The sequence below is a fragment of the Actinacidiphila polyblastidii genome (assembly GCF_036353415.1).
GTDB classification, from domain to species: Bacteria; Actinomycetota; Actinomycetes; order Streptomycetales; family Streptomycetaceae; genus Actinacidiphila; species Actinacidiphila polyblastidii.
Genome location: NZ_JAZEWV010000051.1, coordinates 22,669 through 48,039, shown reverse-complemented (window position 1 = coordinate 48,039; position 25,371 = coordinate 22,669). Strand labels below are relative to the sequence as shown.

Annotated in this window: 20 protein-coding genes and 1 pseudogene; 15 read left to right on the top strand and 6 right to left on the bottom strand. The window is 74.4% G+C overall.

Annotation, left to right across the window (positions count from 1 at the left end; genetic code table 11):
- Nucleotides 1-168 precede the first annotated feature (168 nt).
- Together V2S66_RS32700 and V2S66_RS32695 are read right to left on the bottom strand one after the other, a co-directional pair.
- On the bottom strand, nucleotides 169-2,751 hold the full coding sequence (locus V2S66_RS32700) for a SulP family inorganic anion transporter (RefSeq protein ID WP_330800431.1): 2,583 nt from the start codon (nucleotides 2,749-2,751) through the stop codon (nucleotides 169-171).
- A 271-nt stretch (nucleotides 2,752-3,022) separates the two neighbouring features.
- A complete protein-coding gene (locus V2S66_RS32695) occupies nucleotides 3,023-4,006 on the bottom strand; it encodes an ATP-binding protein (protein WP_330800429.1) in 984 nt (327 codons plus the stop codon).
- A gap of 106 nt (nucleotides 4,007-4,112) precedes the next feature.
- Here V2S66_RS32695 and V2S66_RS32690 point away from each other — a divergent pair, with 106 nt between their 5' ends.
- Entirely contained in the window at nucleotides 4,113-4,973 is an 861-nt protein-coding gene (locus V2S66_RS32690) for a Fic family protein (RefSeq protein WP_330800427.1), read from the top strand.
- Between the two features lie 339 nt (nucleotides 4,974-5,312).
- Here the strand turns inward: V2S66_RS32690 and V2S66_RS32685 are convergent, their stop codons facing one another.
- Nucleotides 5,313-6,158, bottom strand: a complete 846-nt coding sequence (locus V2S66_RS32685) for an HAD family hydrolase (protein WP_330800440.1) — start codon at nucleotides 6,156-6,158, stop codon at nucleotides 5,313-5,315.
- Nucleotides 6,159-6,604: 446 nt separating this feature from the next.
- Between V2S66_RS32685 and ssd the strand changes: the two genes are divergently transcribed.
- From ssd to V2S66_RS32655, 7 genes are all read left to right on the top strand, one after another.
- The gene (gene ssd / locus V2S66_RS34685; RefSeq protein ID WP_413966535.1) at nucleotides 6,605-7,708 is read left to right on the top strand and encodes a septum site-determining protein Ssd; all 1,104 of its coding nucleotides are present in this window, start codon (nucleotides 6,605-6,607) and stop codon (nucleotides 7,706-7,708) included.
- Nucleotides 7,705-8,871, top strand: a complete 1,167-nt coding sequence (locus tag V2S66_RS34680) for a TadA family conjugal transfer-associated ATPase (RefSeq protein WP_413966533.1) — start codon at nucleotides 7,705-7,707, stop codon at nucleotides 8,869-8,871. The genes ssd and V2S66_RS34680 overlap by 4 nt, the downstream gene beginning before the upstream one ends.
- A gap of 530 nt (nucleotides 8,872-9,401) precedes the next feature.
- Complete coding sequence (locus tag V2S66_RS32675; RefSeq protein ID WP_330800426.1) at nucleotides 9,402-10,115, top strand: type II secretion system F family protein; 714 nt, start codon at nucleotides 9,402-9,404, stop codon at nucleotides 10,113-10,115.
- A complete protein-coding gene (locus tag V2S66_RS32670) occupies nucleotides 10,112-10,924 on the top strand; it encodes a type II secretion system F family protein (RefSeq protein WP_330800425.1) in 813 nt (270 codons plus the stop codon). Before V2S66_RS32675 ends, V2S66_RS32670 begins: the two co-directional genes overlap by 4 nt.
- A 148-nt stretch (nucleotides 10,925-11,072) precedes the next feature.
- A complete protein-coding gene (locus tag V2S66_RS34675; protein WP_413966531.1) occupies nucleotides 11,073-11,471 on the top strand; it encodes a DUF4244 domain-containing protein in 399 nt (132 codons plus the stop codon).
- Entirely contained in the window at nucleotides 11,458-11,877 is a 420-nt protein-coding gene (locus tag V2S66_RS32660; protein WP_330800424.1) for a TadE family type IV pilus minor pilin, read from the top strand. Before V2S66_RS34675 ends, V2S66_RS32660 begins: the two co-directional genes overlap by 14 nt.
- Complete coding sequence (locus V2S66_RS32655) at nucleotides 11,874-12,218, top strand: Rv3654c family TadE-like protein (protein WP_330800423.1); 345 nt, start codon at nucleotides 11,874-11,876, stop codon at nucleotides 12,216-12,218. Before V2S66_RS32660 ends, V2S66_RS32655 begins: the two co-directional genes overlap by 4 nt.
- Nucleotides 12,219-12,241: 23 nt before the next feature.
- Here the strand turns inward: V2S66_RS32655 and V2S66_RS32650 are convergent.
- Nucleotides 12,242-14,763 (bottom strand): annotated as a pseudogene (locus tag V2S66_RS32650) (DEAD/DEAH box helicase).
- 86 nt (nucleotides 14,764-14,849) lie between these two features.
- Between V2S66_RS32650 and bldG the strand changes: the two are divergent.
- From bldG to V2S66_RS32625, 5 genes are all read left to right on the top strand, one after another.
- Nucleotides 14,850-15,191: an anti-sigma factor antagonist BldG gene (gene bldG / locus V2S66_RS32645; RefSeq protein ID WP_031520166.1), complete on the top strand. Its 342-nt coding sequence runs from the start codon at nucleotides 14,850-14,852 to the stop codon at nucleotides 15,189-15,191.
- An 85-nt stretch (nucleotides 15,192-15,276) separates the two neighbouring features.
- The gene (locus tag V2S66_RS32640; protein ID WP_330800422.1) at nucleotides 15,277-15,690 is read left to right on the top strand and encodes an ATP-binding protein; all 414 of its coding nucleotides are present in this window, start codon (nucleotides 15,277-15,279) and stop codon (nucleotides 15,688-15,690) included.
- Nucleotides 15,691-16,061: 371 nt separating this feature from the next.
- Nucleotides 16,062-18,446: a sodium-translocating pyrophosphatase gene (locus V2S66_RS32635; RefSeq protein ID WP_330800421.1), complete on the top strand. Its 2,385-nt coding sequence runs from the start codon at nucleotides 16,062-16,064 to the stop codon at nucleotides 18,444-18,446.
- Between the two features lie 265 nt (nucleotides 18,447-18,711).
- On the top strand, nucleotides 18,712-19,290 hold the full coding sequence (locus tag V2S66_RS32630; RefSeq protein WP_330800420.1) for a small secreted protein: 579 nt from the start codon (nucleotides 18,712-18,714) through the stop codon (nucleotides 19,288-19,290).
- A gap of 70 nt (nucleotides 19,291-19,360) precedes the next feature.
- Complete coding sequence (locus V2S66_RS32625; protein ID WP_330800419.1) at nucleotides 19,361-20,905, top strand: DUF7059 domain-containing protein; 1,545 nt, start codon at nucleotides 19,361-19,363, stop codon at nucleotides 20,903-20,905.
- A gap of 60 nt (nucleotides 20,906-20,965) precedes the next feature.
- Here V2S66_RS32625 and V2S66_RS32620 read toward each other — a convergent pair whose 3' ends face one another.
- Both V2S66_RS32620 and V2S66_RS32615 read right to left on the bottom strand, forming a co-directional pair.
- Complete coding sequence (locus V2S66_RS32620; protein ID WP_413966530.1) at nucleotides 20,966-21,409, bottom strand: DUF2752 domain-containing protein; 444 nt, start codon at nucleotides 21,407-21,409, stop codon at nucleotides 20,966-20,968.
- Nucleotides 21,402-21,854 carry a TM2 domain-containing protein gene (locus V2S66_RS32615; protein ID WP_330800418.1) on the bottom strand — a complete coding sequence of 151 codons (453 nt, stop codon included), beginning with the start codon at nucleotides 21,852-21,854 and terminating at the stop codon, nucleotides 21,402-21,404. Before V2S66_RS32615 ends, V2S66_RS32620 begins: the two co-directional genes overlap by 8 nt.
- A gap of 286 nt (nucleotides 21,855-22,140) precedes the next feature.
- Between V2S66_RS32615 and V2S66_RS32610 the strand changes: the two genes are divergently transcribed.
- A complete protein-coding gene (locus tag V2S66_RS32610; RefSeq protein ID WP_330800417.1) occupies nucleotides 22,141-22,866 on the top strand; it encodes a response regulator transcription factor in 726 nt (241 codons plus the stop codon).
- Complete coding sequence (locus V2S66_RS32605; protein WP_330800416.1) at nucleotides 22,856-25,210, top strand: HAMP domain-containing sensor histidine kinase; 2,355 nt, start codon at nucleotides 22,856-22,858, stop codon at nucleotides 25,208-25,210. Before V2S66_RS32610 ends, V2S66_RS32605 begins: the two co-directional genes overlap by 11 nt.
- Nucleotides 25,211-25,371 lie beyond the last annotated feature (161 nt).

The window sequence follows — 25,371 nt, the reverse complement described above, 5'->3', positions numbered from 1 at the left end:
CCCCGCCGCCAGATCCGCCGGAGGAGCAAACCGCCGCTCCTCCTTCAACAGGTTGGCCAGGCTCTCGTTGGTGCTCACGCCAGCTCCTTGTCAAGGTGTCCCAGATGTCCCGGCACTACCTCACCAGTCCTTGGGTCACCCTGACAAGGGCTCGCCACAAAAAATGGTTTAGACCTTTGTGATGAGCCCGGGTTTCTCCCGGGAGCCGTGGCCATCGCTTTCACCAGGGCCGCGGGGACCGCCGCGGTCGCCGGCGGCGCCCGGAGCGGGGGCGTCCGAGGCCGGGCCGGCGGGCGTCAGCCCCATGTCGGGGCGCACGGCGGCGAAGACGCTCGTCGTCCGGTCCAGCACGTACGCCTGCGCCTCGGCCACGTGGAAGTACATGCCCTGCAGGGTCAGGGCGCCCGCCGCTACCCGGCGGGCGACGATCGGATGGGCCGTCAGATGATCCAGTTGCGTCATCACGTTGACGAGGGCGAGGCGCTCGACGTCGTCTGCCACCGGGCGGTCGGCGAGGGCCACCGTGCTGCCTCCTGGCAGGCCGATCCGGGCGAGCCGCGCCAGGCTCGGGCGGCCGTGCCGCAGCCAGCGGGCGAGCGGGGTCGCCTCGGCGGGTGCGGTGTCGGGGTCCGGGTCGGGGTCGGCGGCGGCGGTCGGGGCATCGCCGGCGTGCGGGCCGTCCGGCGGTGTCGGGTGGTCGTCGCGGGTTGTCAGCAGCGCTTGCATCGCGCCGCAGCCGGAGTGGCCGCACACCGTGATGCTGGACACCCCGAGGACCTCCACCGCGTACTCGACGGCGGCGGCCACCGAGTCGCACGAGCCGCCGGAGCCGGGCGGCGGCAGCATGTTGCCGATGTTCCGCACGGTGAAGAGGTCACCGGGACCGCTTGAGGTGATCATGCTGGTGACCAGGCGCGAGTCCGCGCAGGTCAGGAAGAGCTGACCGGGCCGCTGGCCCTCGCGGGCGAGCCGCGCGAGCTCCTCGCGGACCAGCGGCGCGGTGTGGCGCTGGAAGGCGCTGAGGCCGCCGAGGAGTTGGCTGCCGCCGGGGTCGGTGGCCGCCGGCGTCCCTTGTGTCGAGGTCGTCCCGGGAGCTGCGAGCGTCCCGGTCGCGCCGCCGGAGGCTCCGGCGGCCGTCGCGACCGCGGTGGTGGTCGCGGTGTCCGGCTCGGTGGAGGGTGCGCCGGGTGTGGACGCGGAGGCGGCTGCGGACACGGGTGCGGCCGTGCTCGCGGGGCCGGAGGTCGGGCGGGTGCAGTGGTGGTTGCGCCAGGGCGTCCAGGGGCGGCAGGCGTGGGCGCTCACCGGCTCGCTGACGGTCTGGCCGGAACCGTCGCCGAGCACCGCGTGCCCGCCGCGCGAGCGGTGGCGGGCGGACCAGGCGTTCAGCGCCTCGTAGGCGGCGTGGTCGATGAAGGAGCCGTCCAGCTCCACGACCGCGTTGGCCTGGTCGGGAACCTGGGCGAGCGCCTTGCTCAGCCGCGGCACCGCGAGGAACGTCAGCTGCCCGATGACCCGTACGCGGTGGCAGGCCGGTTCCTCCGTGACGGTGATCCTGGTGTGCGTCAGGCGTCGCAGAGCGAGGAACGCCGCGACCGCGATGCCCGCGAGGACGCCCTGCAGCACGCCGAACAGCACCACGCAGCCGAGCGTGGCCGCGTACACCGGGAACTCGCGGTGCCGGTGGATGTTCCGGATGTGCGCGAAGCTCACCATCCGCACGCCGACCAGCATCACCAGCGCGGCGAGCGCGGCCAGCGGGATGGTCTCCAGCGCGGCGGCCGCCGCTCCGGCGCAGAGCAGCACCCACATGCCGTGCATCATCGTGGCGCCCCGGGTGCGCGCGCCCGCCTCGACGTTGGCCGAGCCGCGCATCGCCCCGCCCGCGATGGGCAGGCCGCCGAGCAGGCCGGAGGTCATGTTGGCGACGCCCTGGCCGAGCAGCTCGCGATCGAGCGAGGCCGGCGGGGCGTGCGGTCCCGGGCGCTTGACCTGGAGGGAGTCGACGGCGACCGCGGACAGCAGCGACTCCATGCTGGCCACCAGGGTGACCGTGAGCACGGCCGCCGCCACCCCGAGCACCGGTCCCTCGGGCAGCAGCGGAAGGACCGGTGCGCGCAGCTCCGGCAGGTCCACGCGCGGCAGTGAGCGTCCGGCGCCGGCCACGGTGGCGAGCACGACCGCGGCGAGGGGCGCCGGGACTCTGCGCAGCACCGCCGCCCGCCCGCGCAGCCGCGGCCAGGCGAGCAGCACCGCCACGGTGAGCGCGCCGATGGCCGCGGTGACGGGATGGCTGTCGAGCAACTGGCCGGGCAGGGCCTCGATGTTGGCCACGGTGGAGATCTGCGGGCTGCCGCCGAGCACCACATGGAGCTGGCCGACGGCGATGACCGTGCCGATCCCGGCGAGCATGCCGTGCACGATCGCCGGGCTGACCGCGAGGGCGGCCTGGGCCACCCGCAGGCCGCCCAGCAGCAGCTGGGCGAGCCCGGCGAGGGCGGTGATGGCGCAGGTGGCCCGCCATCCGTAGTGCTGGACAAGCCCGGCGGTGACCACGACCAGGCTGGTCGCAGCGCCGCTGACCTGCAAGGGAGCGCCGCCGAGCGCGCCGGCGACGATGCCGCCGACGGCCGCGGCGACCAGGCCGGCCTGGAGCGGCGCCCCGGTCGCGAGGGCGAGGCCGAGCGACAGCGGGACGGCGATCAGGAAGACCGAGATCGAGGCGGACAGATCGGATCGGTGAACTCTCATGGCCCTACTCACTCTCAAGAGTCGGTAAATGGAGAGTAATCGACCGATTGCGGAGAGTGAAGTCCAGAGGGCGGATCGAGCAGGTATTTACCGCTTTCGAGTGAATCGGGGGATCGGTGTGCGGAGTTGTGCGGGCTTCGGCGCGCAGAAGAAGAACCGGCCGGGTGACGAGCCGGCCGCCGGGCTGGGTGGCCGAGAGGCCGGGTGGCCGAGGTGCTGGGTGGCGGGCGGATCAGGCGGCGGGCGGACCGGGCGGCGGGCGGGCCGGCCGTCACCGCGAGGGGAGCAGGTCCTCGCTCAGTACGAAGGAGGGGTCGACCTGGGCCGCCAGATCCGCCCCGGTGCGCTCGTTCCCCCAGCTCTGCGCGTTCTTCTCGTGGAAGTGCACCATCTGCCGGGTGTAACGGGCCCAGTCGCGCGCCGCATACGAGGCGTCGGCGCGCTCGTGCATCGTGCGCAGCGCCTCGCGATTGCTCTCCTCCAGCAGGTCGAAGCGCGGCGGGCGCCCCTTCTCCATGGCCCGCACCCAGTCCGAGTGGCCGACGGTGACGAGCAGGTCGTCCCCGACCTCCGCGCGCAGGAACGCCAGGTCGTCCTCGCCCTGCACCTTGTTGCCGACCACCGCGAGGCCGATGCCGAAGTCGCGCGCGTACTCCTTGTACTGGCGGTACACCGCCACGCCCTTGCGGGTCGGCTCGGCGACCAGGAACGTCAGGTCGAAGCGGGTGAACATGCCGGACGCGAAGGAGTCGCTGCCCGCCGTCATGTCGACGACCAGGTACTCCCCGCGCCCGTCGACCAGGTGGTTCAGGCACAGCTCCACCGCGCCGACCTTGGAGTGGTAGCAGGCGACGCCGAGATCGGACTCGGTGAACGGCCCCGTCACCATCAGCCGCACCGCGTCGTCGTCGTCCAGCGGCACGGGCCTGGCGCACGCGGCGAAGACCGGGTTCTCCTCGGTCGGCCGCAGCAGCCGGGAGCCGCGGCCGGGCGGGGTCGTCTTGATCATCGTCTCGGCCGAGGCGATCCGCGGGTTGGCGCCGCGCAGGTACTCCTTGATCTCCGGCAGGTGCGCGCCCAGTGCGGGCAGCGCGGCCGCCTCGTCCTCGTCCAGGCCGAGAGCCGGGCCCAGGTGCTGGTTGATGTCGGCGTCCACAGCGAGGACCGGGATGTGCGCGGCGGCGAGGTGGCGGACGAAGAGCGAGGACAGCGTGGTCTTGCCGCTGCCGCCCTTCCCGACGAAAGCGATCTTCATGTTCGGTAAGCGTAGTGGCGGGGATCTCATCCGGCGGGGCGCGGAGTGGGGAAGGCCACTCGATCGTGGTCGATTCGGGTGCCGGGGCATGCGTAGGGTCGTGGGCATGTCTGAAAACGCTGCACCTTCTCCCGCTCTCGGGGAGAGCGACCCGCTGGCCGTGCTGGGCGGGCTGCCGGGTGTGCCCGAGGCGGTGGACGCGGTGCGCAAGGCCGTGGACGCGGTCTACGGACACCGGGTGATGCGCCGCCGGGCCGGCGAGGTGGCCGCCGAGGCGGCGCTGCGCGGAGCGCGGGCCTCAGCGGCCCTCGCCGAGGCCGACTGGCCACTGGAAGAGGTGCGCCGGCGCAGCGACTTCTCGGCCGACGAGCAGGCCCGCACGGTCGGGGCGGCGCTGCGGCTGACCGCGGAGGCCGGCCAACTGCTCGGCGTCTGGCGGCAGTCGCCGGTGCAGGCGCTGGCCCGGCTGCACCTGGTGGCTGCGGGCGGCGCCGCCGACGGCGGCGACACCGTCGGCAGGCCGCGGCTGGCCGGCGAACCGGTGGCCGAGCCGCTGGTGGACATCGCGGAGATCCCGCTCCCCGAGCCGGGCGAGGTCAACGCGAGGCTGGAAGGGCTCGCCGATCTGCTGCGGGCCGGTACGGCTGCGCCCGCGCTGGTCATCGGCGCCGCGGTGCACGGCGAACTGCTCTGCCTGCGGCCCTTCGGCACCTTCAACGGCCTGGTGGCGCGCGCGGCGGAGCGCGTCGTGCTGGTCGGCAGCGGGCTGGACCCGAAGTCGATCTGCCCGGCCGAGGTCGGCTACGCGGAGTTGGGTCGCGCCGAGTACCTCAAGGCGCTGGAGGGGTACGCGTCCGGGACGCCGGAGGGGATGGCCGAGTGGATCGCGCACTGCGGCCGGGCCGTGGAGCTCGGGGTGCGGGAGAGCGTCGCCGTCTGCGAGGCGCTGCAGCGCGGCGCGGCCTGAATCGTGCCGTCCCCTCTGGAGGAGGGGACGGAGTTGCGGCGGCACCCGTGGTGGGTGCCGCCGCCGGCATGTCCGTCGCGTTACCAGAGCGTGCACGATGTTTGCCGATCAGGCCGGGTTCTTTGCCCGTGGCCTGGTGCGGCTGGCCCGGTTGGCGGGTCGGCTACGCGTGGGTGCCCGACTTCCATGCGGGGTCCGTGGGGCCGAGTGCTGTGAACTGCGGTCTTCCTCTCGGAAGTCCGTGGTCTCGCGGGCCGCTACGTCCTTTCTACCGCCGACCGGAGGGAAGCGGAACCCCTGGCTACACTTTTACTGTTCATACCAAACGGGACATAAGAATCAGCTCATGAACGCCGGGCGCCGGCGGCGCGACGCCAGCCACACCAGACCCGCGGTGGCCGCGGCAGCCCCGATCGCCGCGACCGCGAGCACCGGAGCGGACGGCATCGACAGGGACGGGATGCGCTGGTTCAGCCGCACCGGGCGGCTGAAGGTGAGAATCGGCCACTCCCGTGCCACCGCCTCCTTGCGCAGCGCGCGGTCCGGGTTGACCGCGTACGGATGCCCGACCGCCTCCAGCATCGGGATGTCGGTCACCGAGTCGCTGTAGGCGAAGGACCGCTCCAGGTCGTACCCCTCCGACTCCGCGAGGTCGGCGATGGCTTCGGCTTTCGCCGGACCGTAGACGTAGTGCAGGATCTCGCCGTTGTACGCGCCGTCCTCTTCCGCCATCCGGGTGGCCACGACGTGGTCCGCGCCCAGCATCTCGCCGATCGGCTGCACGACCTCGGAGCCCGACGCACTGACGATCACCACGTCACGCCCGGCCGCGTGGTGCTCCTCAATGAGCGAGGCGGCCTCGTCGTAGATGATCGGGTCGATCAGGTCGTGCAGCGTCTCGGCCACGATCTCGCGGACCTGCTGCACATTCCATCCCTTGCAGAGATCCGAGAGATATTTGCGCATGCCTTCCATCTGGTCGTGATCTGCGCCACCGACCAAGTACACGAACTGGGCATATGCGGTGCGCAATACCGCGCGCCTGTTGATGAGGCCGCCCTGGTAGAAGGAGCGCCCGAAGGCGAGGGTGCTGGACTTGGCGATCACGGTCTTGTCGAGATCGAAGAAGGCCGCGGTGCGCGGTGGCAGGTGGTTTTCCACGGGACGAGCATAGGCAACCACCATTCGGCGTAAGGTCAGGCGCGTGGGTTTGCCTGAGAAGGGCTTCGGGTACACCATGGAAGTCACGGATCGTTCGCGACCGTGCTAACCCGGTCTGGCTCCTCCCCCCCCGAGTCGGACCGTGGGGACGACCCCCGCTCTCCCCCCCGGCGGGGGTCGTCGCATGTCCGGACGCATTCTGCGCCCCCGGCCCGGCTGTGGCGCCCCGGATGTCCATCGCACTGTCCTCCATGTCCTTCGTATGCATGTGCGTACCGATGTGTACGACGTGTGACGCTCGGTAATCGTTTCCCGTTCGAGCGGAACTCACTCGTCCGGGTGGCGGAGTTATCCACAATCCACGAGTTGTCCACAGATTCCGACCAAGATCATCTCAATTCCGGTGGCTGTCCCAAGCTGATCGAGACGAAGCACGCGGTGCTCGCACGACAAGCAAGGGGGACAGTGAAATGAACCGATCCAGCACGCCCGACCTGGCAACCGACGGCCATCGGCGCGGGCCGCTGATTGTGACAAGCGACGAAAACCTGCTCGACGATCTGCTCAGGCTCTGCGCGGCCGCCGGCACCGAACCGGAAGTCGTCTTCACCGCCTCGCCACGCGTGGCGAGTTGGGACGACGCACCCCTGGTCCTGGTCGGAACGGAATCCTCCGAACGGGTCAGGGGAGCACCGCGCCGCAAGGACGTCCTGTTCGTCGGCCGCGACCTCGAGGACGCCGAGGTGTGGCGGCAGGCCGTCGGAATCGGCGCCGACCACGTCCTGATGCTGCCCGACGCGGAGACCTGGCTGGTCGACCGGCTGGCGGACGTCGCCGAGGGCGTGGGGGAGCCCGCACTGACCATCGGCGTGGCCGGCGGTCGCGGCGGGGCCGGCGCGTCGACGCTGGCCTGCGCACTGGCCGTCACCTCGGCCCGCGCGGGGCGCAGGACCATGCTCGTCGACGGCGACCCGCTCGGCGGCGGCCTCGACATCCTGCTCGGCGCCGAGCGCACCCGCGGACTGCGCTGGCCGGATCTGGCCGACTCGCGCGGCCGGGTCAACAGCGGCGCGCTGGAGGAGTCCCTGCCCCGGCTGGAAGCGCTCAGCGTGCTCAGCTGGGACCGCGGCGACTGCCTGCGCATCCCCCCGCAGGCCATGCGGTCGGTGCTCGGCGCGGCACGGCGGCGCGGCGGGGTGGTGGTGGTCGACCTGCCCCGCCGGGTGGACGAGGCGGTGGCCGAGGCGCTCGCCCAGGTCGACGTCGGACTGCTGGTGGTGCCCGCCGAGTTGCGGGCCGTCGCCGCGGCCGGCCGGGCCGCGGGCGCGATCACCATGGTCCTCAAGGACCTGCGCGTGGTCGCCCGCGGACCGTTCGCCGCCGGGCTCGACGACCAGGAGATCGCCCGCCTCGTCGGCCTTCCGCTGGCCGGCGCGCTGCCGCCGGAACCTGCACTCGCCGACCCGCCGCCGGGAGGCGCGCCGCCCGGCTCCTCCGGTCGCGGTCCGCTCGCCCGGTTCTGCACGGCCTTCCTGGAGCGGGCCCTGAGCGGTGCCGGGAGCGTGGCCGCATGAGCGCCGCGCCCACCGCCGAACTCCTCGGCGCCGTACGCCTCCACCTCGCGGAGCACGGCGGCGATCCCACCCCGGCCCGGGTGGCCGAGGCACTGCGCGCCCGCGGACGGTTGCTCGGCGACGCCGAGGTCCTGGGCGTGGTCCAGTCGCTGCGCTCCGAACTCGTCGGCGCGGGACCGCTGGAGCCGCTGCTGGCCGACCCGGCCGTCACCGACATCCTGGTCAACGCGCCCGACCAGGTGTGGGTGGACCGCGGTCACGGGTTGGAGCGCAGCCAGGTCCGGTTCGCCGACACGGCGGCGGTGCGCCGCCTCGCCCAGCGGCTCGCCACCACCGCAGGCCGCCGGCTCGACGACGCCCGGCCCTGGGTCGACGCCCGGCTTCCCGACGGCACCCGGCTGCACGCCGTGCTGCCGCCCGTCGTGGTCGGCTCGCCGTGCCTGTCGCTGCGCGTGGTGCGGGCCCGCGCCTTCACCCTGGCCGAGCTCGTCGCCGCCGGCACCCTGGACGCCGCCACCTCCGCCCTGCTGCGGGCGGTGCTCGACGCCCGGCTGTCGTTCATGATCAGCGGCGGCACCGGCTCGGGGAAGACCACCCTGCTGAGCTGCCTGCTGGGGCTGGTCGACCCGGCTTCCCGGATCGTGCTCGCCGAGGACTCCGCCGAACTGCGCCCCGACCACCCTCATGTGGTCAGGCTGGAGACCCGGCCCGCCAACCAGGAGGGCGCCGGCCACGTCACCCTGCGGGACCTGGTCCGCCAGGCCCTGCGGATGCGGCCGGACCGGCTCGTGGTCGGCGAGGTGCGAGGCGCCGAGGTGACCGACCTGCTCAGCGCGCTCAACACCGGGCACGAGGGCGGGTGCGGCACCGTCCACGCCAATGCCGCGGTCGACGTGCCGGCCCGGCTTGAGGCGCTCGGCAGCACGGCCGGACTCGACCGCGCCGCCCTGCACAGCCAGTTGGCCGCCGCGCTGTCCCTCGTGGTCCATCTGGTGCGGGACGCCTCGGGCCGCCGGCGGCTCGCCGAGATCCACGTCCTGCGACGCGGTGCCGACGGGCTCGTCACCACGGTTCCCGCGCTCGTCCGCGACACCCTCGGCCGCACCGAACGCGGCCCGGGCTGGGAGCGCCTGACCGCCCTGTGCTCGGCGGGCGCGTCATGAACGCCGCCGTGCTGCCGCTCGCAGCCGTGCTCTGCGCCTGCTTGGCGCTGTACGCCGTGCGCGTCGACCACGCCGGCCGCCGCCGCGCCGGACTCCTGCTCGAACGCTCCCGCCGGCCCTCGCGGCCGCGCGCGCACTGGTCGGGGCGGATGGCCGCGGCACTCGCGGGTCTCGTGCGGGGCGCGCCGGACGGACCCGGCGCTCCGGCGGGCGAAGCCCCGTCGGGCCACGCCGGGTCGGCGCCGACCGGACCCTCCCTCCCGGACCCGCCGAGAACCGGCGCGCGGATGCGGGGGCCGCAGGTCAGGGAGCCGCGCTCCCGGGGGCCGCGGGCCCGGGGCCGGAAGCGGGCCGCCGGGGGCGCCGCGTCAGCGCGGGCGCGGACCGGAGCCGCACCGGGTCGGCGGCCGGACCTCGCGGCGCGGCCGGACCTCGCGGCGCGGCCGGACCTCGCGGACGGCTGGTCCGACCGCCAACTGCGGTCCCTACCGGGGGCGGTGGAGGAGTCCGGCGGGCGTGGGGCCCGCGGCGTGCGCTGGGCCGGGCCGGGGCTGTTCGCGCTGGCCGCGGGGGCGGTGCTCGGCGTCGTGACGCACTCGCCGGTGCCGGTCCTGGCCGGGCTGGTGGCCGTTCCGCTCGTCGGCAGGATGCGCGAGCGCCGGGCCGCGCGGGCCGGCGCGGAGCGTGCCGCGGCGGCCGTTGCGGCGCTGTGCGCCACGCTGGCGGCGGAGTTGAGGGCGGGACGGCCGCCGCACCTCGCGCTGGCAGAAGCGGTCGAGACGGCCGGTTGGCCCGAGTCGGCCGAACTGGCTGGAGCGGCAGGGCTGTTGCTGTCGGCGGCCCGGTTCGGCGGCGACGTCCCGCAGGCGCTGCGGTCGGCCGGGCGTCGACGGGAGGGCCTGCACGGGCTCGCCGCGGTCGCCGCATGCTGGCAGGTCGCGGTGGACGGCGGCGCCGGGCTGGCCGCGGCGCTGGACCGGGCCGCCGGGGCGCTGCGGGCCGAGGCCGATCAACGGGACGACCTGAGGGCGCAGTTGGCCGGGCCGCGGTCCACCGCGGTGCTGCTCGCGCTGCTTCCGGTCTTCGGCCTGGTGCTGGGCTCCGGTCTGGGCGCCGATCCCTCCGCGGTGCTGCTCCACACCCCCGCGGGACTGGCCTGCCTGGTCGCCGGCGGGCTGCTGGAGTGCGCGGGGCTCGCCTGGACCGGGCGGATCATCCGCGCGGCGGAAGGGAGGCCGTCGTGACGGCCGCCGCCGGTGTCGTCCACAGCCTGGGGACAGCGCTCGCCGCGGCCCTCGCGTCCTTGGTGGCCGCGGTGCCGGCGGCGGCCGACGCCGCACGGCGCAGGCACGCGCTCAGACGGCTGCGCCGTGCCTTGCACGCCGGACCGGTCCGCCGTGAGCCCGGACGCTCGCCCGATGGGGCCCGGCGACTGCTCGGGCGGTGGGCGCCGGTGATCGGCGCCGCCCTGGCGCCCGTCGTGCTGCTGGGAGGCGTACTGGGCGTCCTCGCCGGGGCGGGGGCGGGGATCGGCCTCAGAAGGTGGCTCGCAGCCCGTGAGGCGGCCACAGGCGGCTCCGAGGCCGGCGAGGCGACCGCCCCGCCCGACCCGGCGCAACTCCCGCTCTGCGCCGACCTGCTGGCCGCCTGCCTGGCCGCCGGGGCTGCCCCCGGGGAGGCCGCGGAGGCGGTCGGGAGGTGTCTCGACGGGCCGTTGGGCCGCGCGCTGACAGGCGTCGCCGCCGAGTTGCGGCTCGGCGCGGACCCCGCGGAGTGCTGGGACCGGTTCGGACGCCGGCCCGGCGCCCAGCCGATGGGCCGTTGCCTGTCCCGGGCATCCAGCACGGGAAGCGCCCCGGTCGCCGAGATGTCCCGGCTGGCCGCCGATTACCGCGCGGGGTACGGGCGTTCGGCGGTGGCGCGGGCCCGCAGGGCGGCGGTGCTGGCCACCGCGCCGCTGGGCGTGTGCTTCCTGCCGGCCTTCCTGCTGCTGGGGGTCGCCCCCGTGGTGATGGGTCTGGCCGGGACCGTGCTGGGCACGGGCGCGCGCTGACCGGACCGGCGCACACGGTGCCACACGCGGCCTCTTCGCGCTCGCAATCTCCCACTTCATGACCGATACAAGCCGTTCACCCCAGATGTCCCACCCGATACGTCCCACCCGAGACGGCACACACACAGAAACCCACCAGGAGGCCCAGATGACGACCGAAACGACCACCCCCGCCCTCGCCCACGTCCCCGCCCTCGCCCACGTCCCCGCCCTCGCCCACGTCCCCGCTCTCACCAACGTCCCCGCCCTCGCCGATGTCCCCGCCCCTACCCGCGTGCCGGCACGCGGCCCGGAGGCCGCCCTTGTCGCCGCCGGCGCCGGGGTGGCCAGGCGCGGCTCCGAAGGGCGGGCGGTCGCACGGAGGTTCGTGCGGCGGCTGAGGAGCCGCAGGGTCGCCGCGGACGCCGGGATGAGCACGGCCGAGTACGCGGTCGGGACGATCGCGGCGTGCGGGTTCGCGGCGGTGCTCTACAAGATCGTGACGAGCGGGCCGGTGCGGTCCGCGCTCACCGGGGTGATCGAGAAGGCCCTCCATGTCCCGTTCTGAGAGCCGACGCCGCGCGGGGGCCGGGCAGCCGGGGAGCGGTCGCGACCAGGGCTACGTCACGGCGGAGAGCGCGATGGTCATCCCGATGCTGGTCGCGTTGACCGGGCTGCTGATCTGGGGGCTGATGGCGGCCGCCGCCCAGGTCAGATGCGTGGACGCGGCGCGGGCGGCCGCGCGGCAGGCGGCCAGGTCGGAGACCCCGGCAGTCGTGCGGGCGGCCGCCCGGCAGGCCGCGCCGTCCGGCGCCAGGATCAGCGTGAGCAGGGCGGACGGCCTGGTGCGGGTGCGGGTCGTGGTCCCGGCGCCGCGGTTCCCGCTCACGCTGGTCGCGGAGGCCGCGGCCCTCGATGAGGACGCCGTCGACGAGGGCGCGGTGGACGCGGCGCGGGGAGGTGGCGTGCCGTGAGAGGCGACCGCGGTTCGGCCACGGTCTGGTCGCTCGGTCTGACGGCGGTGCTGCTCGCGGTGTTCACGGCGGTGCTCCTCATGGACCAGGCCGTGGTGGCCCGCCACCGTGCGGGCGCCGCCGCAGACCTCGCGGCGCTCGCGGCGGCCGACCACGCCCTGGACGGCGAGGCGGCGGCCTGCCGCCTCGCCGTGCGGGTGGCCTCGGCGCAGGGCGCGACGGTGCTGGGCTGCACGCTCAGCGGGGAGGTGGCCGACGTGGTCGCCGGGGTCGGCGACGCGCGGGTCCGCTCCCGCGCGGGACCGCCGGGACCGGCGGGACCGGCGCCCTTGGCGCGCTGAGCCGCGCCCCGGCTGCCCCGCTTTCAGGCAGACGGGGCCGGCGGAGCCGTCGGCGGCGGGGAAGGCGCTGCGGGCGCGGCGTCGTCGGGCTCCGCGCCGGCGGCCAGCAGGCAGTCGAGGAGGCGGACGGCGGCGAGCTTGTCGAGGGGGTCGTTGCCGTTGCCGCACTTGGGGGACTGGACGCAGGAGGGGCAGCCGAACTCGCATTCGCAGGCGGCGATCGCCTCCCGGGTGGCGGTGAGCCAGGTGCGGGCGGTGTGGAAGGCGCGCTCGGCGAAGCCCGCGCCGCCCGGGTGGCCGTCGTAGACGAAGACGGTGGGCAGCCCGGTGTCGGCGTGCAGCGGTATGGAGACGCCGCCGATGTCCCAGCGGTCGCAGGTGGCGAAGAGCGGCAGCAGGCCGATGGAGGCGTGCTCGGCGGCGTGCAGGGCGCCGGGCAGCTCCTCCGGGTGGATGCGGGCCGCGTCCAGCTGGTCCTGCGTGACCGTCCACCACACCGCGCGGGTGCGCAGGGTGCGCGGCGGCAGGTCGAGTTTGGTCTCGCCCATGACCTCGCCGGTGATCAGCCTGCGGCGCAGGTAGGACACCACCTGGTGGGTCACCTCGACCGAGCCGAAGTGGATGCGGGCCTCGCCCCAGGGCTCCTCGTCCTCGTCGGCGAGCACCCGGACGTCGGTGGTGTCGCGGGCCATCGTGGAGTAGGGCGGGTCGGCCCGTTCGACCAGGGCGACGGAGTCGTCGAGGTCGAGGCGGCGCACCAGGTAGGTGCGGCCCTGGTGGAGGTGGACCGCGCCGTCGTGGACGGTGGTGTGCGCGGACCCGGCGTCGACGGTGCCGAGCAGCCGCCCGGTGCCGGACTCGACCACCTGGATGGGTGTGCCGCCCCCGCCGCGGATGTCGGTGAGGTCGGCGGCCAGCTCGCGGCGCGTCCAGTACCAGCCGCCGGTCCTGCGGCGCAGCAGTCCGCGCTTCTCCAGCTGGGGGAGCAGGGAGGCGGCCTCCGGGCCGAAGAGGTCGAGGTCCTCGTCGGTGAGCGGGAGCTCCGCGGCGGCCGCGCACAGGTGCGGGGCGAGGACGTACGGGTTGTCGGGGTCCAGCACGGTGGACTCCACGGGGCGTTCGAAGATCGCCTCGGGGTGGTGGACCAGGTAGGTGTCCAGCGGGTCGTCGCGGCCGACCATGATGGCGAGCGCGCCCTGCCCGGTGCGTCCGGCGCGGCCCGCCTGCTGCCACAGGGAGGCGCGGGTGCCCGGGTAGCCGGCCAGCAGGACCGCGTCGAGGCCCGAGACGTCCACGCCCAGCTCCAGCGCGGAGGTGGAGGCGAGGCCGAGGAGGCGGCCCGAGTGCAGGTCGCGTTCCAGGGCGCGGCGCTCCTCGGGCAGATAGCCGCCGCGGTAGGCGGCGACGCGCCCGGGCAGTGAGGCGTCGATCTCGGCGAGGCGTTCCTGGGCGATGACGGCGACCAGCTCCGCGCCGCGCCGCGACCGTACGAAGGCGACCGTGCGGACGCCCTGCAGGACCAGGTCGGTGAGAAGTTCCGCGGACTCCGCGGTGGCCGTGCGGCGCACCGGCGCGCCGTGTTCGCCCGACAGTTCGGTCAGCGGCGGCTCCCACAGCGCGAAGGCCAGCTCGCCGCGCGGGGAGGTGTCCTCGGTGACCTCGGCGACGTGCACGCCGGTCAGGCGCCCGGCGGCCCGGCCCGGGTCGGCGGCGGTCGCGGAGGCCAGTAGGAAGACCGGGTCGGCCCCGTAGCGGGCGCACAGCCGCCGCAGGCGGCGCAGCACCTGGGCGACGTGGGAGCCGAAGACGCCGCGGTAGGTGTGGCACTCGTCGATGACGACGTAGCGCAGGCTGCGCAGGAAGGAGGCCCAGCGGGCGTGGCCCGGCAGGATGCCGCGGTGCAGCATGTCGGGGTTGGTGAGGACGTAGGTGGCGTACTGCCGGACCCACTCGCGCTCCTCGAAGGGCGTGTCGCCGTCGTAGACGGCCGGGCGCACCGCCGTGCCCAGCGGGGCGGCCAGCGCCGCCACGGCGCGTCGCTGGTCGGCCGCCAGGGCCTTGGTGGGGGAGAGGTAGAGCGCGGTCGCGCCGCGCCCGCCGGCGGCGGCTCCCGCGCCCGGCCGGCCGCCGGCGCCGTCGAGGAGCGCGGAGAACACCGGTGCGAGGTAGGCGAGCGACTTCCCGGACGCCGTTCCGGTGGCGACGACCACCGACTCGCCGCGCACCGCGTGGCCTGCCGCGCGCGCTTGGTGGTCCCACGGACGGGCGATTCCGGCGGCCCTGATCGCGTCGATGACCTCGGGTCGGATGCCCTCGGGCCAGGATGCATGTCTCCCGGGACGTGCGGGCAGGTGCTCCGTATGGGTGATGCGTACGGCGCGGCCCGCCCCCGCGGCGAGCCGCTCCAAAGCGGTCCGGGGGGACGGGCGGCCGTGCGCCGACTGCGGAAGATGATCCTGGGCCATCGGCACTCAGTGTGTCACCGGCGTGACGGTCAATCGCAGCAAGGCGTCGTCCTGCCCACCGTGAAGTGATTGAATGCCATCGCGGCTGCTTGTCCGTCCCCTACCGTTACCGTTCGGTGGGTGGCCCCAGGGGGGCGCCGCGTCGATGCAAGGTGCTGGAGGATCCGTGGACCTGTCCCTGTCGACCCGAACCGTCGGCGATCGCACGATCGTCGAGGTCGGCGGCGAGATTGATGTGTACACCGCGCCCAAGCTGCGCGAGCAGCTCGTGGAGCTGGTGAACGACGGGAGTTACCACCTGGTCGTGGACATGGAGGGAGTGGACTTCCTCGACTCGACCGGCCTGGGAGTGCTCGTGGGCGGCCTCAAGCGGGTGCGTGCCCATGAGGGATCGCTGCGTCTGGTGTGCAACCAGGAGCGCATCCTCAAGATTTTCCGCATCACCGGGCTGACCAAGGTGTTCCCGATCCACACCTCGGTCGACGAGGCCGTCGCGGCGACCGACTGACCTTGCGCCCGAGAGGGGCACCGGACGGGTTCGCCGTCCGGTCCCCTGTGATGCCCGCCCATGGAACCGAGGGGGAGGCCAGGCCATGCCCACCGTAGAACTGCTCTTCAGCGCCCAGCCCGAGCACGTGCGCACCGCACGGCTCGTGGCGGCCGCGGTGGCGCGCCGAGCGGGAGTGGACGAGGCGGCTCTCGACGAGGTGCGACTGGCCGTGGGCGAGGCGTGCAGCCGCGCCGTCGGTCTGCACCGCAACAACGGCGTCGAGGACCCGGTGCGCGTCCGGCTGACCGAGGAGGAGAAGAAGTTCTCCATCGAGGTGGCCGACGAGGTGCCGGGCAACGCGTCGGGCGGCTCGCCCGACGGCGGCGAGGACGAGGCCGCTGACGACGAGGGCGAGATGGGTCTGGCGGTGATCAGCGGCCTGGTCGACGACCTGGAGGTCATCGAGGGCGAGAACGGCGGGATCATCCGGATGAGCTGGCCCACCCCCGGGCTCTGACCCGACCCCGCACTCCACGCCCGCCCCCCACTCTCCCGGCTCCCCGTGCCCCGCCGGCGCCTGAGCCCGCGCCCCGCCCGGCCGCGCCGCCCCCGCTGAGCCCCGGCCGCGCCTGCCCGGCCCCTGGAGCGCGCTGCCGCCCGGCCCGGACGAACCCTTCCGCGCCGCCCCGCGCCGCCCCTCCCACCAGGGCTTCCGCACACCGCGCGCATTGGCGCCGTGTCATTTACCGTGGGAATTCCCTACGGGCACCCTTTTGCGATCTTCTGCTGCTCCCTACAATCCGTCCATCTTGCTCAGCTCGCCTGAGCGTTGCGGCTTGATCAGCCGTAGGAGCCGCACGCCCATGCGCCAAACGTCAAGGAGGACGAATGGCGGGGCAACTCACCCCTTCCACGATTGCCGCAGCGCCGGTATTGACCGACGGAAACAAGGCACTCGTGTGGATCATCGCGGTGGTCGCACTGGCCGCACTTGCGCTCGCCGCGGTGTTGGTACGTCAAGTGCTCGCGGCGGACGAAGGCACCGACTCGATGAAGAAGATCGCCGCTGCCGTGCAGGAGGGCGCCAACGCCTACCTCGCACGGCAGTTCCGCACCCTGGGGATCTTCGCGGTCGCGGCGTTCTTCCTGCTCATGCTGCTGCCGGCGGACACCACGTCGCAGCGCGTCGGACGGTCGGTCTTCTTTCTGGTGGGCGCGATCTTCTCCGCGGTGACGGGCTATATCGGAATGTGGCTCGCGGTCCGCAGCAATGTCCGGGTCGCGGCCGCGGCGAGAACGGCCACGCCGGAATCCGGTGAACCCGAGAAAGATCTCACCGAGGTCTCCCACCACGCGATGAAGATCGCATTCAGAACCGGTGGCGTGGTCGGAATGTTCACGGTCGGTCTGGGTCTGCTCGGGGCCTCGGCGGTCGTATTGATCTACAAGGCAGACGCGCCGAAGGTGCTCGAGGGATTCGGTTTCGGGGCGGCGCTGCTGGCGATGTTCATGAGGGTCGGCGGCGGGATCTTCACCAAGGCCGCCGACGTGGGCGCCGACCTCGTCGGCAAGGTCGAGCAGGGCATCCCCGAGGACGATCCGCGCAACGCCGCGACCATCGCCGACAACGTGGGCGACAACGTCGGCGACTGCGCCGGCATGGCCGCCGACCTCTTCGAGTCCTACGCGGTCACCCTGGTGGCGGCGCTGATCCTGGGGAAAGTGGCGTTCGGCGACTCCGGGCTGGCCTTCCCGCTGCTGATCCCCGCGATCGGCGTGCTCACCGCCATGGTCGGCATCTTCGCGGTGTCCCCGCGCCGCAACGACCGCAGCGGCATGACCGCGATCACCCGCGGCTTCTTCATCTCCGCGGTGATCTCGCTGGTCGGGGTGGCCATCGCCGTCTACTCCTACCTCCCCTCCTCGTACGCCGACCTCAAGGGCGTCGGCAGCGACATCTCCGGCCACTCCGGCGACCCGCGGGTGCTGGCGCTGGTCTCGGTGGTCATCGGCATCGTGCTGGCCGCGCTCATCCAGCAGCTCACCGGCTACTTCACCGAGACCTCGCGGCGGCCGGTGACCGACGTCGGGAAGTCCTCGCTGACCGGCGCCGCGACCGTCATCCTGTCCGGCATATCGCTCGGCCTGGAGTCGGCGGTCTACTCCGCGGTGCTGATCGCGCTGGCGGTCTACGGCGCCTTCCTGCTCGGCGGCACCTCCGTGTGGCTGGCGCTGTTCGCGGTCGCGCTGGCCGGCACCGGCCTGCTGACCACGGTCGGCGTCATCGTCGCCATGGACACCTTCGGGCCGGTCTCCGACAACGCGCAGGGCATCGCCGAGATGTCCGGCGACGTGCACGGCGCGGGCGCCCAGGTGCTCACCGACCTCGACGCGGTCGGCAACACCACCAAGGCGATCACCAAGGGCATCGCCATCGCCACCGCGGTGCTGGCCGCCACCGCGCTCTTCGGCTCGTTCAAGGAGGCCATCGACACCGCGGTCGCGACCGCGCATCCAGGGGCGTCCGACGCACGCTGGCTGTCCCTGGACATCTCCCAGCCCAACAACCTGGTCGGCCTGCTCCTCGGCGCGGCGGTCGTCTTCCTCTTCTCCGGCCTCGCGATCAACGCCGTCTCCCGTTCGGCGGGCGCGGTGGTGTACGAGGTGCGCCGGCAGTTCCGCGAGCACCCCGGCATCATGGACGGCACCGAACTGCCCGAGTACGGCCGGGTGGTCGACATCTGCACCAAGGACGCGCTGCGCGAGCTGGCCACGCCCGGTCTGCTGGCGGTGCTGGCGCCGGTCGCGGTGGGCTTCTCGCTCGGCATCGGCTCGCTCGCCTCGTATCTGGCGGGCGCGATCGGCGCGGGCACCCTGATGGCGGTGTTCCTGGCCAACTCAGGCGGCGCGTGGGACAACGCCAAGAAGCTCGTCGAGGACGGCCACCACGGCGGCAAGGGCAGCGAGGCGCACGCCGCCACCGTCATCGGCGACACCGTCGGCGACCCGTTCAAGGACACCGCGGGCCCGGCGATCAACCCGCTGCTCAAGGTGATGAACCTGGTGGCGCTGCTGATCGCGCCGGCCGTGGTGAAGTTCAGCTACGGCGTCGACGCCAACCTGACGGTACGGATCGTGGTCGCGGTCGCCTCCATCGCGGTCATCGTCGGCGCGGTGTACGTCTCCAAGCGCCGCGGCATCGCCATGGACGACCAGAACGGGAAGGGCGGTGACCCGGCGAACTCGGCGAGCGGCTCCACGGTCGCCGCCTGACCTCATCTCACCGCAGCGGCGGGAGCGCGGAACTGACGCGCCGCCACCGTGCACGCCCCACCGTGCGCCCGCCGCTCGCACCCCGCTCACATCGCGCCGGCACCCCCCTCACGACCGGCTCCCCACCGTGCCCTCTCGCGCTCACCGCTTGCTACGAACGGCTTGAAAATCGGACGAATCCGTTCGATACCGGTCGGGAATTCGCGGTGCTCCCCCTTCACCCGTGTATGTTCCGGGGCCGTAAGGCCATGGAAGGGACCATCCGGTGAAGGTGAACAAGAGGCACTCGGCCGCGCTGTCCGTGGCGGCCCTGCTCCTGGCGCTGCCGGGCTGCAGCAGCGACGACTCCGGCAAGAAGCTGGACGACTGGGCCAAGGGCGTCTGCGACCAGGCGCAGACCCAGGTCAAGAAGATCGACGACGCGAACACCTCGATCTCCAAGGTGAACAGCAGCGGGAGCCCGCAGGAAGTGAAGAGCGCCGACTCCGCCGCCTTCCAGAGCATCTCGGACGCCTACAAGTCCCTGGCGCAGACCTTCGACAGCGCCGGACCCGCGCCGAACGGCAAGGAGGGCGCCACCTTCCAGCAGAACGCCGTCTCCGTCTTCACCACGCTGTCCTCGCAGTACGCGGCGCTGAAGAAGCAGGTCGACGGGCTCAACACGTCCGACCAGAGCAAGTTCGCCGACGGCCTGAAGGGCGTCTCGACCTCCCTCAGCCAGACCACCGCCAACGGCGAGAAGGCGCTCACCACCCTGCGCCAGGGCGACGCGGGCAAGGCGCTCGCCAAGCAGCCGGGCTGCCAGCGCGTCTCCGGCAGCGCCTCCCCGAGCGCCTCCTCCTGACCGCCGGGCCGCCGCGCGGCGGTACCCGGCGCGGTCGGCACGCGCGCCGTACCGCCGCCGGTCCGGGACAATGGCGGGTGTGAGTACGCCCCGTCTCCCCGACCCCGACAGCGCCCCGGCCCTGCGCGGCGATCTGAGCGCCGCCGACTTCACCGCGGACGGCTGCCTCGACCTGCTCGGCGCGGTCGCCTACGCGGCGCTCTCCCGCGCCGAGACCGTCCCCGCCCTGCGCGCCACCCGCGGCGGCAGCCCGCTGGAGACGCTGGTCCGGCTCTTCCTGCTGCAACGGAGCGTGCCCTACGACCGGGCCCGCGCCGCGCTGCCCGGCATCGAGCGGTACGAGGCCGGCGGCTGGCTGGTGCGCGACGGCGGCGGCACGGACGGCGTACGGGCCGCCGTGGACGTGCGCCCCTACGCGGGCGACGGCGGCGAGGACTGGTGGATCGTCTCCGACCTGGGCTGCGCGGTCGGCGGCGCGGGCGGCATCGGCGCGGCGGAGGGCGCCGCGCCCGGTGTGGCCCGCGCCGACCTGGTGCTCGGTGTCGGCGGCGCGTCCACCACGCTGGCCGGACTCACCGTGCGCGAACCCGTGGGCCGCGCCCTGGACCTCGGCACCGGCTCCGGCATCCAGGCGCTGCACGCCTCCCGGCACGCCACCCGCGTCACCGCCACCGACCTCAACCCGCGCGCGCTGCACTTCACCCGGCTCACCCTCGCGCTGTCCGGCGCGCGCGAGGCCGACCTGCGCGAGGGCAGCCTCTTCGAGCCGGTCGGCGAGGAGCGGTACGACCTGATCGTGTCGAACCCGCCGTTCGTCATCTCGCCCGGCGGCCGGTTCACCTACCGCGACGGCGGCATGGCGGGCGACGACCTGTGCCGGGCGCTGGTCCAGCAGTCCGCCGGCCATCTCAACGACGGCGGCTGGTGCCAGCTGCTCGCCAACTGGCAGCACACCGAAGGCGAGGACTGGCGCGACCGGGTCGCCTCCTGGGTGCCGGCCGGCTGCGACGCGTGGATCGTGCAGCGCGAGGTGCAGGACGCCGCGCAGTACGCGGAGCTGTGGCTGCGCGACGGCGGCGACCACCGCGACGACCCCCGGGAGTACGCCCGGCGGTACGACGCCTGGCTGGAGGAGTTCGAGCAGCGCAAGGTGTCCGGCGTCGGCTTCGGCTGGATCACGCTGCGCAGGTCCGGCGCCGAGGTGCCCTCGGTCACCGCGGAGGAGTGGCCGCACCCCGTCGAACAGCCGCTCGGCCCGCACATCGCCCAGTGGTTCGCCCGGCAGGACTTCCTGCGCACGCACGACGACGCGGCGCTGCTCGCCGGGCGGTTCACCCTCGCCCCTGACGTGGTCCAGGAGCAGGTGGGGCTGCCGGGCGCGGAGGACCCCGAGCACGTGGTGCTGCGCTCGGCGCGCGGCATGCGGCGCGCCACGAAGGTCGACACGGTCGGCGCGGGCTTCGCCGGGGTGTGCGACGGCACCCTGCCGGCCGGCCGGATCGTGGACGCCATCGCGCAGCTCCTCGGCGAGGACCCGGTGCTGCTGCGCGACCGGACGCCGGAGTCCATCCGGCTGCTGGTCGGCCAGGGATTCCTGGACCCGGTCGTCCCCTGACCCAGGCCCTGGCCCAGGCCCAGGCCGTGGCGCGCGGGCGCAGAGCCGGCGGGGGTGCGCTCAGCGCACGTTGCGCACGATCGTCCAGAGCGCGGCCACGGTCAGCACCGCGTACTGCGCCCGCGGGCTCAGCACCGGACGCCAGCGCCGGCCGCGCAGGCCCTCGACGAGCCAGCGCCCGGACATCCACAGCAGCACCGGCGAGGCGAGGAGCAGCGCGGCGTTCTCGTGGAAGGCGCGCAGGACGTCGCCGTGCAGCAGGTCGTACGCGAGCCGGGTGCCGCCGCAGGCCGGACAGAGCAGTCCGGTCAGCCAGTTGAACGGGCAGCGCGGCAGCCAGTGGCCGCTCTGGTGCGGGTCGGTGCCGTAGAGGTAGAAGGAGCCCGCCACGGCCGCGGCCAGCGCGCCGAGCGGCGCCGCGGCCGGGTGGTGCAGTGGCCCGTCCGGCCGGCGCGCCGCGGGAGGCGCGCCGGCCGGCAGACCGCCGTGCAGGCCGTCAGCCACGCAGGACACGACCCTGCGCGTCGGTCTGGTTGTTGCCGGCGAGCAGCATGATGCCGTCGATCAGCGCCCAGACGCCGCAGCCGCCGCAGGTGAAGAGCTGGCCGAGGGCGATGCCGGTGTGCCCGGTGTAGAACCGGCCGACGCCGAACCCGCCGAGCAGCAGCTGCAGCACGCCCGCGGTGACCTTGGACTTCTCCGAGTACGGGCGGCCGTACGGGTCGTACCCGTAGGGCGCGTTCGGGTCGCCGGTGTAGGAACCGGGCGGGACCGGGTAGCCGGGGGCCTGCGGCGGGTAGCCGTAGCCGGGCTGCTGGCCCTGGGGCGGCGGCGGGTAGCCGTACCCGGGCTGCTGGCCCGGCTGCTGACCCTGCGGCGGATAGCCGTATCCCGGCTCGGGCTCCTGCTTGCCGTACGGATTCTGGCCGTAAGGATTCTGATCGGACATGGCCGTCCCCCCTGCGCTCTGTGCGTGTCGGTCTGTACTGGCGGACATCCTTGCAGCCCCCCGGGCCCGGCGTCCCGCCCCGGGGAAAGGCGGACGGGACGGGCGCGGAACGGCCGCGGGACGGCTCGGCCGGGGCTCGTGGCGGGCGCGACAGCCGGGTCACCGGGGCGCAAGTGTCAGGACACGGTCAGCACAATGTCAGAAACCCGTTGTCCTGCGGTGGTTCCGCGCCCGCGGGCCCCGCAGGCCGGCCGGAGCGGCGGGCGGCGTTCCTACACTCGTCGCCATGGGCGCACATGTCGTGGTGGCGGAGGACGATCCGAAGCAGGCGGAGCTGGTGCGGCGCTACCTGGAGAACGAGGGCCACCGCGTCGTCGTCGTGCCCGACGGCCGGGCCGCGCTGGACGCGGTGCGCCGGCAGCCTCCCGACCTGATGGTGCTGGACGTCATGATGCCGAGGGTCGACGGGCTCGACGTCTGCCGGGTGCTGCGGGCCGACCCCGCGCTGGCCGGGCTGCCGGTGCTGATGCTCACCGCCCGCTCCTCCGAGGACGACCTGCTGCTGGGTCTCGACCTCGGCGCCGACGACTACATGACCAAGCCGTACAGCCCGCGTGAGCTGATGGCCCGGGTGCGCACGCTGCTGCGCCGCGGCGGCGCGGCCCCCTCGACCGCCGCGGCGGCCGACCCGGTGCTGCGGGTGGGCGCGCTCGCGGTGGACCCGGTGCGCCACGAGGTGACCGTCGACGGCCGCAGGGTCGAGTGCACGCCGGGGGAGTTCGGGCTGCTCAGCCTGCTCGCCGCCGAGCCGGGGCGGGTGTTCAGCCGGGCCCAGATCATCGAGCACCAGCACGGCATCGACCGCTACTTCACCTCGCGCACGGTCGACGTCCACGTCATGAACCTGCGCCGCAAGATCGAGCCGCAGCCGTCCCGGCCGCGCCGGCTGCTCACCGTCTACGGCGTCGGCTACAAGCTGACCGCCGAGAGCGGCACACGCGATGCGCGGTGACGCGCGGCAGGACGCCGCAGCGCCGATACGCCCCGCCCGCGCCGGCCGGCGCGACGTGCCGCTGCGCCGCAGCCTGCTGCTGAAACTCCTGGTGCTGTCCGCGCTGGTGTCGGCCTGCTCGATCGCCGCCACCGCGTGGCTGACCGCGCACGTCACCGCGGTCGCCGTCCGGCAGGAGCAGGGCCAGGCGCTGACCGACGACGCGCGGATCTACGACGCGCTGCTCGGCTACGCCGCCACCCACCGCGACTGGGCCGGCGTCGCCGGCACCGTACGGGACCTGGCGGGCGGCAGCGGCCACCGCATCACGCTCACCGACCGCGGCCGCCGCGTCCTCGTCGACTCGGCCGCGCCCGGCGCCCGCCCCGCGGACCTGCCGGCGGAGGCGTCCGCGACGGTGGACCCGCTGTCGGTGGACACCGCGCTGGTGGCGCAGACGCAGCTCAGGGCGGAGGGCGGCGCCGCGCCGCGCGGCGCGTGGGACACCCCGGGCACGGCCGCCCCGGCCGCGGTGCCGGAGCAGCGCGCGGCCTGCGCGGCGCGCGACCGCTGCCTGCCCGGCGCGGTGCCGACCTTCGCCGGCCGCGGCGCCCCCAGCCCCAGCCCCACCGCCGCCGCGCACACCGGGACGCTGGGCACCGACGCCCTGCACACCGACGCCCTGCACACCGACACGCTGCACACCGACGCCCTGCACACCGACGACGGCTCCGGTCCGTCCGACCCGCCGCGTATGGTGCCCGTCCCCCGGCCCGGCGACGGCCGGCCCGCGGCGGTCGTGGCGCAGCCGCCCGCGGCCAGCACGATCGACGCGCGGGCGGTCGGGCCCTTCCGGCTGACGTCCGCGGAGCACGCCACGCTGCGCGGCGAGGCGCTGCGGGTGGCGGCCTGCCTGCGGGACCGGCTGCACCTGAACACGCAGGTCACCGACGCTCCCTCCGGCCGCCCGGTGATCACCACCGCGCAGACCGGCCGCTATCTGCCGACCGACTGCGACACCGCCGCGCTCGCCGCGCTGACCCGCACCGAACGGCACGCGCTCACCCAGCTCGACGCGCTCGTCGACAGCTGCCTGGACCGGCACCACGCGCCGCACATCGAGGTCGGCGCCGACTTCGGCTGGACGGCCGCCGCCCCGCGGCAGGCCGGCGCGCATCCGCGGGCGGCCGACGACGTCGCGCCCTCCTGCATCGACACCGGCCGCCGCGAGCAGCTCGCCTCGTACGTCGCGCCGCCGGTGCTGCTCTTCGTGAGCAGCACACCGCGCACCGCGTCGGCGTTCCTCGACCTGTCGGGCGCCAACCGGGCCAGGATCGCCGAGGTGACCGGACTCGTCCTGCTGCTGACGCTCACGGTGACGGCGCTCGCCGGCACCCGGATGGTGCGGCCGCTGCGGGCGCTCGCGGGCGCCGCGCGGCGGATGACCGACGGCGACCTGAGCGCCCGGGTGCGGTCCACCGCCAACGACGAGATCGGCGGGGTGGCCGCCGCCTTCAACACCATGGCCGAGCGGCGCGAGCAGTCCGAGGGCCTGCGCAAGGCGATGGTCAGCGACGTGGCGCACGAGCTGCGCACGCCGCTGAGCAACATCCGCGGCTGGCTGGAGGCGGCCGAGGACGGCCTGGTCGTGCCGGACCGCGCGCTGCTGTCGTCGCTGCTGGACGAGGCGGTGCTGCTCCAGCACGTGATCGACGACCTGCGCGACCTGTCCGCGGCCGACGCGGGCGAGCTGCGACTGCGCCCGCAGGCCCTGGACCTGGCCGACCTGCTCGGCCAGGTCGCCACCGCGCACCGCGGCACCGCCGACGCCGCGGGCGTGGTGCTGCTCACCGCCGTGGACCCCGCCGTGGACCCCGCGGCCGGTCCCGCCTCGGCCGCCCCCGCGAGCCCCGCTGCCCCGGCTGCCCCCGCCGAGGACCCCTCCGCCGCCGGTTCCGGCGACCCGCCGCCGTCCGGCCGCGCCACCGGCGAGAACCGGCCGATCCCGGCCTGGGCGCAGGCGGACCCGGTCCGGCTGCGGCAGGCCGTCGGCAACCTGGTGTCCAACGCGATCCGCCACACCCCCGCAGGGGGCACCGTGACCGTGCGGGCACGGCCGGTGGGGACCGGCGGGGTGGTGATCGAGGTGGCCGACACCGGGTCCGGGATCGCCGCCGAGGACCTGCCGCGGGTCTTCGACAGGTTCTGGCGGGCGGAGAAGTCCCGCAGCCGCCAGACCGGCGGCAGTGGCCTGGGGCTTTCCATCGTGCGCAAGCTCGCCGAGGCGCACGGCGGGAGCGTCGCGGCGGCCAGCGGGCCGGGCGCCGGATCAGTCTTCACGATCACCATTCCCGGCCCGGCCTGAGGAGGTGCGTGCACGGGCCACGGGGGTGTCGCCCGCCGGGCCGGCGGGTGCCCGGCGGGGTCGCGCCGACGTGCCGCGGAGGGCGCGGGACGGGGCCGTGGCAGGGCCGTTTCCGGGCACGATCGGCCGAAGCGACGTAGCCTTCATGGGGACCCCGACGG

Coding starts and splice junctions, on each gene's coding strand:
- V2S66_RS32640 (WP_330800422.1), top strand. CDS start 15,277: ATGCCCACCGTAGAACTGCTCTTCAGCGCCCAGCCCGAGCACGTGCGC.
- ssd (WP_413966535.1), top strand. CDS start 6,605: ATGAACCGATCCAGCACGCCCGACCTGGCAACCGACGGCCATCGGCGC.
- V2S66_RS32660 (WP_330800424.1), top strand. CDS start 11,458: ATGTCCCGTTCTGAGAGCCGACGCCGCGCGGGGGCCGGGCAGCCGGGG.
- V2S66_RS32690 (WP_330800427.1), top strand. CDS start 4,113: ATGTCTGAAAACGCTGCACCTTCTCCCGCTCTCGGGGAGAGCGACCCG.
- V2S66_RS34675 (WP_413966531.1), top strand. CDS start 11,073: ATGACGACCGAAACGACCACCCCCGCCCTCGCCCACGTCCCCGCCCTC.
- V2S66_RS34680 (WP_413966533.1), top strand. CDS start 7,705: ATGAGCGCCGCGCCCACCGCCGAACTCCTCGGCGCCGTACGCCTCCAC.
- V2S66_RS32625 (WP_330800419.1), top strand. CDS start 19,361: ATGGCGGGTGTGAGTACGCCCCGTCTCCCCGACCCCGACAGCGCCCCG.
- V2S66_RS32635 (WP_330800421.1), top strand. CDS start 16,062: ATGGCGGGGCAACTCACCCCTTCCACGATTGCCGCAGCGCCGGTATTG.
- V2S66_RS32605 (WP_330800416.1), top strand. CDS start 22,856: ATGCGCGGTGACGCGCGGCAGGACGCCGCAGCGCCGATACGCCCCGCC.
- V2S66_RS32695 (WP_330800429.1), bottom strand. CDS start 4,006: ATGAAGATCGCTTTCGTCGGGAAGGGCGGCAGCGGCAAGACCACGCTG.
- V2S66_RS32610 (WP_330800417.1), top strand. CDS start 22,141: ATGGGCGCACATGTCGTGGTGGCGGAGGACGATCCGAAGCAGGCGGAG.
- V2S66_RS32700 (WP_330800431.1), bottom strand. CDS start 2,751: ATGAGAGTTCACCGATCCGATCTGTCCGCCTCGATCTCGGTCTTCCTG.
- V2S66_RS32685 (WP_330800440.1), bottom strand. CDS start 6,158: ATGGTGGTTGCCTATGCTCGTCCCGTGGAAAACCACCTGCCACCGCGC.
- V2S66_RS32615 (WP_330800418.1), bottom strand. CDS start 21,854: ATGTCCGATCAGAATCCTTACGGCCAGAATCCGTACGGCAAGCAGGAG.